General features: G+C 73.9%; 11 protein-coding genes and 1 pseudogene. 4 read left to right on the plus strand and 8 right to left on the minus strand.

What is annotated here, in order from left to right; genetic code table 11:
- Window positions 1-78: 78 nt before the first annotated feature.
- The gene (locus ACJ9NR_RS12010; RefSeq protein WP_412487529.1) at window positions 79-1,059 is read right to left on the minus strand and encodes an aldo/keto reductase; all 981 of its coding nucleotides are present in this window, start codon (window positions 1,057-1,059) and stop codon (window positions 79-81) included.
- Window positions 1,060-1,115: 56 nt separating this feature from the next.
- Window positions 1,116-1,205, minus strand: a pseudogene (locus ACJ9NR_RS12015) (nuclear transport factor 2 family protein); the annotation flags it as partial.
- 65 nt (window positions 1,206-1,270) lie between these two features.
- Here ACJ9NR_RS12015 and ACJ9NR_RS12020 point away from each other — a divergent pair.
- Window positions 1,271-1,630: a MazG-like family protein gene (locus ACJ9NR_RS12020; protein ID WP_412487530.1), complete on the plus strand. Its 360-nt coding sequence runs from the start codon at window positions 1,271-1,273 to the stop codon at window positions 1,628-1,630.
- 180 nt (window positions 1,631-1,810) lie between these two features.
- Here the strand turns inward: ACJ9NR_RS12020 and ACJ9NR_RS12025 are convergent, their stop codons facing one another.
- From ACJ9NR_RS12025 to ACJ9NR_RS12035, 3 genes are all read right to left on the minus strand, one after another.
- A complete protein-coding gene (locus ACJ9NR_RS12025) occupies window positions 1,811-2,482 on the minus strand; it encodes a peptidoglycan-binding protein (RefSeq protein WP_412487531.1) in 672 nt (223 codons plus the stop codon).
- 74 nt (window positions 2,483-2,556) lie between these two features.
- Entirely contained in the window at window positions 2,557-3,111 is a 555-nt protein-coding gene (locus ACJ9NR_RS12030; protein ID WP_412487532.1) for a hypothetical protein, read from the minus strand.
- Between the two features lie 463 nt (window positions 3,112-3,574).
- Entirely contained in the window at window positions 3,575-4,789 is a 1,215-nt protein-coding gene (locus ACJ9NR_RS12035) for a helix-turn-helix domain-containing protein (protein WP_412487533.1), read from the minus strand.
- A gap of 189 nt (window positions 4,790-4,978) precedes the next feature.
- Between ACJ9NR_RS12035 and ACJ9NR_RS12040 the strand changes: the two genes are divergently transcribed.
- Window positions 4,979-8,257, plus strand: coding sequence for an AfsR/SARP family transcriptional regulator (locus ACJ9NR_RS12040; protein WP_412487534.1), 3,279 nt, complete (start codon window positions 4,979-4,981; stop codon window positions 8,255-8,257).
- A gap of 14 nt (window positions 8,258-8,271) precedes the next feature.
- Here ACJ9NR_RS12040 and ACJ9NR_RS12045 read toward each other — a convergent pair whose 3' ends face one another.
- The 3 genes from ACJ9NR_RS12045 to ACJ9NR_RS12055 form a co-directional block, all read right to left on the minus strand.
- Window positions 8,272-8,817: a sigma-70 family RNA polymerase sigma factor gene (locus ACJ9NR_RS12045; RefSeq protein ID WP_412487535.1), complete on the minus strand. Its 546-nt coding sequence runs from the start codon at window positions 8,815-8,817 to the stop codon at window positions 8,272-8,274.
- Between the two features lie 195 nt (window positions 8,818-9,012).
- Entirely contained in the window at window positions 9,013-10,485 is a 1,473-nt protein-coding gene (locus ACJ9NR_RS12050) for a hypothetical protein (protein WP_412487536.1), read from the minus strand.
- 14 nt (window positions 10,486-10,499) lie between these two features.
- The gene (locus ACJ9NR_RS12055; RefSeq protein WP_412487537.1) at window positions 10,500-11,348 is read right to left on the minus strand and encodes a lysozyme family protein; all 849 of its coding nucleotides are present in this window, start codon (window positions 11,346-11,348) and stop codon (window positions 10,500-10,502) included.
- 519 nt (window positions 11,349-11,867) lie between these two features.
- Here ACJ9NR_RS12055 and ACJ9NR_RS12060 point away from each other — a divergent pair.
- Complete coding sequence (locus tag ACJ9NR_RS12060) at window positions 11,868-12,497, plus strand: DUF6668 family protein (protein ID WP_412487538.1); 630 nt, start codon at window positions 11,868-11,870, stop codon at window positions 12,495-12,497.
- Entirely contained in the window at window positions 12,494-12,793 is a 300-nt protein-coding gene (locus tag ACJ9NR_RS12065) for a hypothetical protein (protein ID WP_412487539.1), read from the plus strand. The genes ACJ9NR_RS12060 and ACJ9NR_RS12065 overlap by 4 nt, the downstream gene beginning before the upstream one ends.
- The last annotated feature ends 73 nt before the right edge of the window (window positions 12,794-12,866 follow it).

Consider the following 12,866-nt stretch of genomic DNA (forward strand, 5'->3'; position numbering starts at 1 on the left):
ATGCCGGAGGCCACGACATGACAAAGGCCGGGAAATGACGGAGGCGGAGTTGCCGGGCCGTGCACCCGCGGGGGCCGTTCACCGTCCGAGGATCCGGTCGATCTCGGCCAGCTGCCCGGCGCTGAGCGGCCCCTTGGCGAGGGCGCCGGCGTTCTGCTCGGCCTGGGCCACCGAGCGGAAGCCCGGGATCGGGACGGTGCGCGGGCTGCGCGCCCAGATCCAGCCGAGGGCGCCCTGCGCGAGCGTACGGCCGTCGCTGGTGAGGACGGAGCGGACCGCGTCGACGCGGGCGAGCCAGTCGGGGTCGGCGCCGGTGCCCTCGCCGAAGCCCGGCAGCCAGGCCGGCGGCCTGCTGCGGATGTCGCCGGCCTCCAGCCGGTCCCGGCGCCGCCCGGCCAGCAACCCCATCGCCAGGGGGCTGCGGTCGATGCTCGCGAGGTCCGACTCCTCGCACAGGGCGAGCATGTCGGGGGCGTCCTGGAACACGTTGAGGGCGTGCTGCACGGCCGCGCAGTGCGCGCCCCGCGCGAAGACGGCGGCGCGGGCGGGGTCGTCGGTGCTCCACCCGTAGGCGCGGATCAGCCCCTCCCGGACCAACTCCTCGCACACGTCCCGCAGTCGGGCACCCTGATCGGGGTCGGCGTCGGAGAGGTGCAGCTGGTACAGGTCGACGTAGTCGGTGCCGAGCCGGGCCAGGGAGGCGGTGAGCGCCGTGCGGACGTACTCCACGGAGGCGTCCTCGCCGTGGCGGACGCGGGTGCGCTCGTCGAAGAGGTTGCCCCACTTGGTGGCGACGACCACGTCCGCGCGCCGCTTGCCGAGCGCGCGGCCCAGCACCCGCTCGCTGTGCCCGGCGCCATAGGTGTCGGCGGTGTCGAAGAAGGTCACCCCGAGATCGAGGGCACGGTGGATCGCCCGAACGGACTCGTCGTCGTCGACCTTGCCCCAGCCGAGCGGCTGTCCGTCCGAGTCGGACCACTCACCGCCGATCGCCCAGCAGCCGAAGCCGAGAGCGCTTACCCCTGCCCCGCCGCGTCCCAAAGTCCTGATGGTCTCCATGGACGAGAACGCTAGGAGTTGGAGCGCACTTCAGCGCAAGGGCTCGCGCGCCGCTGTCACGCCTGCCCGGTCTCGAAGCGGGAGATACGGCCGTCGTCGTCGATGGTGCAGCCCCACCGGGTACGCATCTCGCCCCAGGTGTCGTTGCAGGCGCTGTTCGAGGAAGAGGAGGCGCTGTTCGGGCAGTGAGCCGGCGGGGCAGGCTCCGCCCATGACCGATCACGGCCGTACCTCTCCCCGTCCCGACCTCTGGTCCTCCGTCGACGCCCTGTGGACCTGGCTGGACGCCGACCGCAGGCACGACGGCGAGGAGGGCCTGCTCCTGCGCGTGCTCAAACTCTCCGAGGAGGTCGGCGAGGTGGCGCAGGCGGTCATCGGGGCGACGGGGCAGAACCCGCGCAAGGGGGTGACCCACACCTGGGAGGACGTGCAGGGCGAGCTCTGCGACGTGGTGATCACCGCGCTGGTCGCTCTGCGCACGCTCACCCCCGAGGCCCGCGAGGTGTTCACCCGCCACCTGGCGGGGGTCACGGCACGCTCCCTCGGGGCGTCCTCCGCCGCCGGTGACTGACGATCACGTCACTTGGCTCACGGCACGGGCCGCCCTCGCCGAGCGACCCACTGGAGGCGGCCCCCGCGGCCTGACGCGAGCGCCGCCCGCCGGGGGGGGCCGGCGGGCGGCGCCGGACCGCGGTCGTGGGTCGTCCGGGGAGGGGAGCCCGGCGCGGACAGGCCGCGGCCGGTCGGGACGTCAGGCGTTGCGGCAGGTCCAGGGCTGCCAGCCGCGGGCCTGGTAGAGCCGGTAGGCGGCGGCGATGTTCTGGGGGGCGTCCAGGGCGCGTGACGTGGTGCCGAGGTAGGACTGCAGCGTGCCGCCGTTGTTGAACTGGAACACGCCGAAGTCGCGCGAGCCGTTGTTGTTGCGGCCGACGGCTATCTCGTTGAGGCCGGACTCGCAGCGGGCGATCCGGACCGCCTTGTCCTCCAGGTTGCTGGGGAAGGTCTGGCGGATCATCGTCTCGATCTGCGCGGCGGAGCGGGTGTTCAGGTTCACCGATCCGGGGCTGTTGAGGCGGCCCCGGGTGGCCGGGCCCACGATGCCGTCCACGGCCAGGTCGGCACGGCCCTGGAACGCCTCGACGGCGTTGCGGGTGGCCGGGCCGAAGGCGCCGTCCACCGCGAGGTGGGCGCCGAGCTGGTCGAGTCTGGACTGCAGCGCGGACACGCACGAGCCGCTCGCGCCCTGGCTGAGCGTGGTCGAGCACAGTGCCGACGTCGCCGCCGAGGCCTGCGCGGCGGGCAGCGCCGCGAGGCCCGCCGCGGCCAGCAGGGAGGCGGCGGCCGTGGCCAGGGCCGCGCGGCGCGGGCGCCGGCGCGGACGGGTGGCGGGGCGGTGGCCGGGAGTACTGCGGTTGCCGAACATGCGGAATGTCCTTGGTCGTCGGAGTGGGGGGTGACGTGGGGTGCGTCGGTTTCCGTCTTCGCGGGCGCGGGCGTTCAGCAGCCGCAGGAGTAGAAGAGGACGTCCCAGTGGTTGCTCTCGCGGGCGTAGATGTTCCCGGAGGCGGCCCGGTACTGCGGGGCGTTGTCCCCCGCGCGCCTGCCGATGTAGGTGAAGGCGCCGGTGATGTAGTTGCTCAGGCACGTGGTCGGGTTGAAGTCGAGCTTGTAGCCGTTCCAGTGGCTGTACGTGCCGGAGGCGTGGCCCGTCTCGGTGCCTCCGGTGATGGTGAGCGCGCAGCGGCTGGCGTTCTTCAGCGTGATGGCGCCCTGTACGGTCGCGAGGTTGATCTGCTCGAAGGACGTGCAGTGGGGGTTGTTGCGGTTGGTGCAGTTGCCGCTGGACGACCAGCCGACCCCCGCGTTGCGGAGGCGGTTGGCGGCGTCCGCCTGGTGCAGTTTGGCCACGGCGGCGGAGGCCGTGGCAGAGCCCGCGGTGGCGGAGGCCGTGGAGGAGCCGGGGGCGGCCCAGGCCGTGCCTCCGGTGACGGCCAGGGCGACGGTCAGGACCGTGCCGCCCAGTGCGGCGCCGAACTTGGTCTTCGCGTTCAAGTGCTTGTTCTCCTTGGCTGGTTGAGGCGGAACACGACGCGGCACGGGATCACCTGTGCCGGCGGCGTGCCCGGAGCGCCCTGACGGGGCGGGCCGATCGCGTCGTTGAGGCGCGGCCGATCCCGTCGTCACGAGGCGGCCGATCACGTCGTCACGGGTCGGCCGATCACGTCGTCACGGAGTGGCCGGAGCAGCGGACGGCGGACGGTCCGGTCGCGGGGCCGTCCGCCGTAATGCCGTGAACCGCCCAATGCCGTGAACCGCCCATCGCGGTACGCCCTTTCGTCCCGTCGGGGCCGCCCGCAGCGGGCGGCGGAAGAGGACGATGGCAGGTACGGGCGGCCCGGCCAACGATCTGCGGGACATCGGGACAGCGGGCTGTCTCACCCCTTCTCACCAGCGGCGACGTGACGGCCTGGGACGGTGGACGGGATGACGGCCGGTGGCGGTGAAGGCGACGCGGTCAGGACGTCGGCTGCCCCTTCGGTCCCTTTGCCCCCTTCGGTCCCGTCGAGGCGCCCGACTTGGCCACTCCCGCCTCGTAGGCCTTGTCGCAGGACGGCCAGGCGCGGAAGTCGTGGGTGCGGGCCCACAGACGGTGGGCGGCCCGGATGTTCCACTCCGGGTCGAGGGCCTTGCGGGGCGTGCCGCCCAGTTCGCGCAGGGTGCCGTCGTACAGCTGGAACACCCCCCAGTTACGGGTGCCGTTGGTGTTGCCCAGGCTGTAGAGCGGGTCCAGGTTCGAGGCGCACTTGGCGATGCCGCTGGCGCGGTCCGGGTCCTCGGTGAAGACTTCCCGTACCCGCCGGTCGACCCGTGCGGGTGACCACGGACGCGCCTTGACCTTGCCGGAGTAGAGGGCGCGTTTGGTTCTGTCGTCGACCGACCCGTTGGGCTCCAGCCCCGCGAGGAGCTGGAAGACGACGACACGCATCTGGGTGATGGGGCCGAAGGCGCCGTCGACGTCGAGGTCGAGCCCCGCCTGCTTGAGCCGGAGCTGGAGTTCACGGACGCAGCCGTCCTGGTGTCCCATGGCGACGAAACGGCACTTGGTGCTCAGAAGGGGACGGTTCGGCGCGTCGTCGGCACCTGCCGGACGCCCGCCGGTGAGGAGGACGGCGACCGCCACCGTCGCCCCGACGACGACCAGGGCGCCGAGCAGAACCGGCCACCGGCGCAGCCGCCGCAGCCCGGGGCGGAACGGCACGGGCGCCGACGCGGCAACGGCGTGGGCGGCGGGCCGCTCGGCGAGCGGCTGCGGCGAACCGGCGCCGGGCCGTCCGGCGAGCGGCTCTGTCATCTCGGTGGCGGCCGGGCCCATGGCGGCCTGGGCCGTGGCGGCCGGGGTCCCAGCCGGTTCGCCGGCCGCGGGGGCGGCGGCCGGGGTGCCTTCGCCCCGCGGCGTGCCGCGTCTTCGGCCGGCGTCGACGAGCACCCAGAGCCGGTGCAGTTCCAGGAGTTCGCGCGGGTCGGCCCCGCAGGCCTTGCCGAACCGCGCGATGGGATCGAAGTCGTTGGGTACGCCGGCGCCCGAGCAGTAGCGGTGCAGGGCGGAACCGCTCACTCCCGACCGGCGGGCCAGCGCCTCGTAGCTGCAGTCCGCCCGGCTCTTCAGTTTCCGCAGCAGATCGGTGAACTCCCGCGCGTAGGGGGACCCGGTCGCCCGTAACTCGGTCACGCACGTACCTCCACTGGTCGGCGCCGTACCACAGCGGAGTCCACGGTGCCCCCAACGAGCCCGGTGCGTCCACCAGTTCGAGGGTTTACCCCTGGTAGGCGATCGGGAACTCCGTTCACCCTCGTACATCTGTCTTGGAATGGCTGTTCGATCTGACGGCCCGGGACCCCGGCGGCTACTGTCCTCCGCGTGAACGCAAGTGCGAAGGTGTCGTTCCGGTTCTCCCTGCTGGGTCCGCTGCGCGCCTGGCGGCAGGAGACGGAACTGGCGCTCGGACCGCCCCAGCAGCGCACCGTCCTCGCACTGCTGCTGCTGCGCCGCGGCCAGGCGGTCGGTGTCGGTGAACTCGTGGACGGGCTCTGGGGCGCCGGCCCGCCGGCCGCCGCGGTCTCCGTCCTGCGGACCTATGTCTCCCGGCTGCGCGGAATCCTCGAACCCGACCGGCCCGCGGACGCGTCACCGCGCCTGCTGGTGTCCCTCGGCGCCGGGTACGCCCTGCGCTCCGACCTCGTCCTCAGCGACCTCGACCGGTTCGAGGACCTGGTGGCCCGAGCGGGTACCCGGCGGGGCGAGGGCGACGACCGCGCCGCCGTCCAACTGCTCGGCGACGCACTCCGGTTGTGGCAGGGCACCCCGCTCGCCGGGCTGCCGGGACCGCGCGCCGAGGCCGAGCGGAGGCGGCTGGCGGAACGGCGGCTGGCCGTGCTGGAGACACGGCTGCGCCTCGAACTCGACCTCGGGCAGCACGCACGGGTGCTGCCCGAACTGACCGCCCTGTGCGAGGAGCACCCCTTGCGCGAGGCACTGTGCGAGCTCCTTCTCGTCGCTCTGTCCCGCGCCGGACGCCGGGCCGAGGCACTCGACGTGTACGCCCGCACCCGCCACACCCTCGTCGAGGAGCTCGGCATCGAACCCGGCCCGTCGCTGCGCGCCCGGCACGCCGCACTCCTGGCGGGCGATCCCACGCCGACGCGGCGCCCGCGGCAGCGGGCGCCGGACAGCGGGGCCGGCTCCGGTACGGCGCCGGACACCGGGGGCGGCTCCGTACCGGCGCCGCACACCGGTGGCCCTTCCGGCACGGCGCCGCCTGCCGGTGGCCCCTCCGGTATGACGCCCGACGCCGGCGTCCGGGCCGACGTGCCCTCCAACGAGGGCGGGGACCGCGCGGGCGACGACGGACCCCGCCGCGAGGCGGACGGCAGATCCGGCCACGAGACCCACGGCGGACCACACCCCGAGACCGACGGCGGACCCGGCCACGAGACCCACGGCAGATCCGGCCACGAGACCCACGGCGGACCACACCCCGAGACCGACGGCGGACCCGACCACGAGGCGGACCGTGCCGCCGCGACCGGCGAGGACGACGGGCGCACCACCGGTGCCGCCGGAGTCACCGGTACCGCCGGAGGCCATGGTGCCGCCGGAGGCCAGGGTGCCGTACGGCCGTCCCAACTGCCCGCCGACCTGCTGACGTTCACCGGCCGCCGGGCCCAACTGGAGGGAGCCGCCGCGCTGCTGCCCGACCGGGGGCAGCCGCAGACCACGGTGATCGGTCTGATCAGCGGGATGGCCGGCGCGGGCAAGACGACCCTCGCCGTGCACTGGGCGCATCGGATCGCCCACCATTTCCCCGACGGCAGCCTCTACGTCAACCTCCGCGGCTACGACCCGTCCGGCTCCCGGATGGACCCCGGCGAGGCGATCGGGACGTTCCTGGTGGCGCTCGGGGTCGCCCCGCAGGCCGTCCCGGAGGGGCTCGACGCGCAGACCGCCCTGTACCGCGGTGTCCTGGCCGGCCGGCGGATGCTGATCGTGCTGGACAACGCCGGCGACACCGAGCAGGTGGGACCGCTGCTGCCTGCCACTCCCGGTTGCCTCGTCATCGTCACCAGCCGCAGCCGGCTCAGCGGCCTGGTCGCCCGGCACGGCGCCCATCCGCTCACCCTGGGTCCGCTGTCCGCCGAGGAATCCCTCGAACTGCTCGCCCGGCGGCTCGGCGACGCACGCGTCGACGCCGAGCCGGAGGACGCCCGGGCCATCGTCGGCCTGTGCGCACGGCTGCCGCTGGCGCTGTCGATCGTGGCGGCGCGCGCCGCCCTGCACCCCGGCTTCCGGCTCGCCGACATCGCCGCCGAGCTGCGGCAGGACCACGGCAGTCTGGACGCCTTCACCGGTGACGACTCCGGCACCGACGCCCGTAGCGTCTTCTCCTGGTCGTACCACGCCCTGTCGCCCGAAGCGGCCGCTCTCTTCCGCCGGCTCGCGCTGCACCCCGGCCCCGACATCACCACCGCCGCGGCCGCCGCACTGGCCGGCCTGTCCCCGCGCCAGGTGCGCGCCCCGCTGACGGAGCTGACCGGCGCGAGCCTGCTCATCGAGCGGGTCCCCGGCCGGTTCGTCTTCCACGACCTGCTGCGCGCCTACGCCGCGGAGCTCACCGAGGACGAGGACAGCGAGCCGGAGTGCAGGGCGGCGCTGCTCAGGATGCACGACCACTTCCTGTTCACCGCCCACCACGCCTCCATGGTCCTGGACCCGTTCCGCGAGACCATCCCGCTGCCTTCCAGCACAACGGATGCCACGCCGCTGCGGTTCACCGACCGCGCGCAGGCGACCGCCTGGTTGCGCACCGAGCGCTACGTCCTGCGCGAGATCGTCGCGCACGCCGCCGCGCACGGGTTCGCCTCCCACGCCTGGCGCACCGCCGCGGCCCTGGACGTGTACTTCAACCGGCTCGGCTACTGGCACGACCTGCTCGAGATCAACAGCGCGGCCCTGCGCTCGGCGCAGGCCCTGGGGTCCCTGACCGGTCAGGCGTACTCACTGTGCGGGCTGGGTGTCGCGCACTCCCAGCTCGACCACGCGGAGCAGGCGCGGCGGCACCTGGAGGACGGGCTGGAGCTGTTCCGGTCGACGGGCAACGCCGACGGCCAGGCCCGGGCCCATCGCGGGCTCGCCTATCTGTGCAACCGGACGGACCGCCGCTCCGCCGCCCTCGACCACTACGCGCGGGCCGTCGAGCTGTACCGGTCCGGGGGCGACCTCAGCGGCGAGGCCGGTGTGCTCAACCAGGTCGCGTGGACGTACATCCTGATCGGCGAGCACGACAAGGCCCTCGACCGCTGCGAGGAGGCCGTCGTGCTCTACCAGGAACTGGACGACCCCTATGGCGAGGCCTCGACGCAGGACACCCTCGGTTACGCCCTGCACCATCTCGCCAAGTACCCGGAGGCCATCGAGCACTTCGAGCGGTCGGCGCGGTTGTTCCAGGGGATCGGCGACCGTTATCTCGAGTCCGAGGTGCTGCGCCACCTCGCCGACGCCCACCTCGCCACCGGCGACCGCGACGCCGCGCGTACGGCCCTGAGGGCGGCCCTCGCACGGCTGGAGGAGGTCGGCCACGCCGCGGCGGACGAGGTGCGGCGCGAACTGCGCGCGCTGGAACCGGGGCGGCCGCGCGGCTGACGCCGGGCGCTCACTCACCGCACGCCGTTGTCCTCCAGCGCCGACTTCAGGCTGCGCAGGGCGTAGTAGACGCGGGACTTCACCGTGCCCTGCGGGACGCCCAGGACCTCGGCCGCCTGCTGAGTGGTGCGGTCGGCGAAGATCGTCGCGCGGAGCGCCTCGCGGTGCGCCGGGGTCAGCGACCGCAGGGCGTCCTGCACCACCATCGACGACAGCATCCGCTCGATGTCGTCCACCTCGGCGCACATGTCGCTCAGCCAGGTGTTGCCGCCGATCTCCACCGGCCGCGCCATGCGGGTCCGGTGCGCGTCGATGACGAGGTTGCGGGCGACCCGGAACATCCAGGGGCGTACCGCCATCCCCTCGCTGTCGGCGAGGGTCTGCTTGTTCCAGCAGCGCAGCAGCGTCTCCTGGAGTATGTCCTCCGTGCGGTGCGTGTCCCCGCCCAGCATGCGCAGCACGTACGAGTAGAGCGCCGGGCCGTGTTCCAGGTAGAGATCCCGCAGTGCCCGTTCCTCGGGGGAGACGGCGCTCGCCGATCCGATGACCGTCACGTTCATGGTGTGTGCTCCTGCTCCTCGGTGTGGCCCGGCGCCCGGGTCCACGGACCGGGGCGGGGCCTCCTGGAGCTCGGAGTGTCGCGACCTGCGATGCATGTCGGTTTGACGTGCCGTCCACGGACCGGTCCACGATCGGTCCACGTCGCGATGACGCCGATATACGCGCAGGTCGTCCGGCTTCTGGAGCGAGAGGGCTCAGACGAGTGCCCCCAGAGCGTCCACGCGCCTGCGGATCCGTCCGGCGAGCTCGGCGTGGGCCGGCGGCAGCAGACCGCGGTGGCCCAACCGGTCCCACATGTGCAGCAGTTCACGCCCGTGCGCCACGGCCACGTGTTCGTCGTCGAGCCACTGCCAGGCGGCCGCCGCCCGCGCCACCTCCTCGGGCGCGCGCGGGTCCCCCGCACGGCACCGGATCCGGGCCACGGCCAGGGCGAGCACGATGGCCTCACGGTGGTCGCCGCACAGGTGCGCGATGTAGGCCTCGACGGCCCGCGCCTCCACCGCGTGCGGATCCTCGGCACCCACCGCGCCGGTCAGGCTCTCGCGCAGCTCGGTCGCGAGGGCGTACGCCTCGTCCAGCCGGCCACGTGCGGCGAGTGCGTTGATACGGCTGATCCGTCCGGCCAGTTCGGCGGGGAGAGCCACGGCGGGGACGTGCGGGGGCACGCGGTCGGGTACGGGGGAGGGAGCGTGGGAGGACGAGGGGGCGGGTGGGTGGGAGGGAGAGAGGGCCGGTGGGTGGGAGGGAGCGTGGGCGGCGGCCCGGGCGGCGGCGGTGGCCCGTGCCACGGCGGTGGCGACGGCCGTGGCGGAGCCGGTGGGCGCCGCCGGGCCGGAACCGGTGGCGCCCCCGGTTTCGGAGCCGGTGGCGACCGCCCGGCCGGAGCTGCCGGGGTCAGCGGCGACCGCCGGGCCGGCCGGGCCGGGGTGAGTGACGACGGCCGGACCGGGGTCAGCGGCCACCACCGGGCCGGGGCGGGTGACGACGACTGGCCCGGGACCGGCGAGGACCTGACCGGGGTCAGAGGTCACCCCCGTCCCTGAACCGGCGACGGCCGGACCGGGATCAGAGGTCACCCCCGTCCCTGAACCGGCGACGGCCGGACCGGGATCAGAGGTCACCCCCGTCCCTGAACCGGCGACGGCCGGACCGGGATCAGAGGTCACCCCCGTCCCTGAACCGGCGACGGCCGGACCGGGATCAGAGGTCACCCCCGTCCCTGAACCGGCGACGACCTGACCGGGATCAGAGGTCACCCCCGTCCCTGAACCGGCGACGGCCTCGGGCCCGGCTTCCGGCACCGCCTCCGAGCCGGCTCCCGGCTCCGCCTCCGGACCGGCTCCCGGCTCGGGCGCGGCGGGCTCGGGCGCGGCGGGCTCGGGCCCGTACCCGGGATCGGGCCCGTACCCGGGCTCGGGATCCTCGTCCCCCGCATCCCCGGTGGTGAGCAGGCGGCTGGAGCCGTCCGGTGAGACCTCCAGAATGAAGTGGCCGGTGTCGGGGCTGTCGGTCACCGTTGCCTCGACGACCTCGGAGCGTGCGACGGCGTACCGCTGCAACTGGTCCAGAACGGCCTCGTGCACGGACTGGCCGGGCGCGGGGACGAGGGGTTCCCCGTCGATCGCGGCGAGCCCCTCGTCGGAGATGTACACCTCGAACCGGGCCATGGCTGTCGTTCTCCTCATGAGGTCGGCGTGGGGGTCAGGGACTCGGTGGGAACGGCGGTGGGCAGGGAGGTCTGGATGCCGGTCGGCGTGGGAGTGCCGGACGGGATGGCGGCGACCCCCGCGTACTTGGCGAACTGGGCGCGGATGGCCGCGACATAGCCCTGCGCCTCGGCGGTCTGCGGCACGCCCTTGGCCGCGCGGACGGCGTCCATCCCCACGTCGTAGCCGGCCAGCGCGAGGTCCAGCACGCTGCCGGTGGCCTCGTTGGCGTCGATCATCTTCTGCGCCTGGTCGGCCAGGTCGCACAGGTAGCGGCCCTGCGCCATGATCGAGTCCTCCGCGTCCAGCGCGGAGGTCTTGCCATTGCCGTCGTCGTCCTTGCCGTACTTGGTGAAGACGTCGGGCGGCAGCTGTGAGATGCCCTGCTTGCCGTCCGGGCCGACGAGGGAGGCGTCGAAGTTGGACGCCCTCTCGATCTGGGAGGCGATCACGATCGGGCCGATGGCGGAGCAGATCTGGCCGGCCTTCTGGATCGGGTCCACCAGGTCCTCGGGGACCGTCGAGGTGTCCAGGTCGCCGTGGCCGTCGCCCTGGAAGATGGCCATCACCGAACTCGCGTCGCTCGGGCCCGGGAGGTCGTCGCCGCCTCCTCCGCCGCCGCCGAAGATGCTGTGGAAGAGCAGGTAGATCGCGATCAGCGGGGCCAGCAGCACACCGAACCCGCAGAAGACGATGATCAGGACGGTCCCGCCCGCCACGCCGAGCGGTAGCAGCATGCAGCCGGCGCCGCCGGCGGCTATGGCCGTGTTCCTGACGGCGTTCGACCCGCCCTCGTCGCCTTCCTCGCCCGTACCCGCGCTCATGGGTGCCCGCCTTCTTCCTCTCGCCTTGAACCGCCGTGGCCGAACAGCCCGTTGTGCTGTCCGACGGGCTCGGCAGATCGAAACGGGCCCGGGAGCGAATTAGTTCAAACCGGTGGAAACCAAATGAGCCAGCACAGCGGACGTACGAGGCAAGAGGGGGGCGGGGCACACATGGGCACACCTTCGGCGACGCCGACGGGTCAGGGAGGCTGGGTCCGGGGGCCGAAACCCCCGCAACCCGCTCCCCCGCCTCCGCGCCCCGCCCCTGAAGGCACCACGACCGGCACGGCGGCGGGACCCGCCGGCGGAACGGCCACCCCGGCGCCCCAGGCGCAGGCCCCCGCCGCCCCGGCACCACCCGCGCACCCCACCGCCACCCAGGCACCACACCCGCATGCCGCGGCCGCCCCGGCGCCACCCGCGCACCCCACGGCCGCCTCCGCCGTACGGACCACGGCCCCGGCAGCCGTACAGGCCACACCCGTTGCCGTAGGCACAACGGCCCCCGCACCCCCCGCCGTGCACGCAACGGCCCCCGCCCCGCCCGCCTCGCCCCGCGCCGCCGTGCCGGCGCACACCGCCGACCGGAGCGCTCCGCACACCGCCGTACGGTCCGCGCCGCAGCCGCGGAGCCGTCGCCTGTCCGCCGCGCCCTCCACCGAGCCGGCCTGGGGCGAGCCCCGCCGGCCCAGGGCGGCGGCCCGGGGCAGGTCGCGGAACGAGGTCGGCTGGGTCAAGGCGCACGGCGGGGCCGGGGTGAGCTCGCTGGTCGAGGTGCTCGGCGGAGTGGACGTGGGGGCCCGCTGGCCCGACCCGTCCCGGGGCGAGCCGCGGCGGGTCGTGCTGGTCGGCCGGACCAGCGCGCGCGGCCTCAGGTCCGTGTCCCAGGCACTGGGCGCACTGAACGACGGGCGCGCCCCGCACGGGGTCGAGCTGCTGGCCGTGGTCCTCGTCGCGGACGCCCCCGGCCGGCTGCCGCTCGCACTGCTGCGCCGTATCCGGGTTCTGCGCTCGGTCGCGCGGGTGCACCGAGTGCCATGGATACCGGCCTGGCGGACCGGCGGAACCCCGAAGGTCCTGCCGAGACAGCTCGACAGGCTCGCCGAGCTCACCGGAAGCGGACTCCACAGCGAGGAGGCCGCGTCATGACCCCGTCGCTGCCGGGTGCCGGCTTCCCGGCCGCCGCTTCCTACAGCCCGCCGGCCGACGCCGGCGTGATCATCAACCTCCTCGCGTGGTGCGTCTCGGCCGCGGGCGTCTTCGGGATCATGGTCGTGGGCATCAACATGGCCATCCAGCTGAACCGCGGTGAACCCGGCGAGGGCGGCGCCCACTTCCGCGGCGCCTTCTTCATTCTCCTCGCCTGTGTGGTCGCCACGTCGGCCAAGCCGCTCGTCGTGTTGCTCGGCGACCTGTCCCTCCTCGGGCCGTACCTCGGGCCGTAGGCCCGTCGCACACCTTTCCGTACCGACACCAATCTCTCGCCCACCGCTCGCGCGGGCGTCGATTCCCTGGAGA

Source organism: Streptomyces sediminimaris, assembly GCF_047049295.1.
Taxonomy (GTDB): Bacteria; Actinomycetota; Actinomycetes; order Streptomycetales; family Streptomycetaceae; genus Streptomyces; species Streptomyces sediminimaris.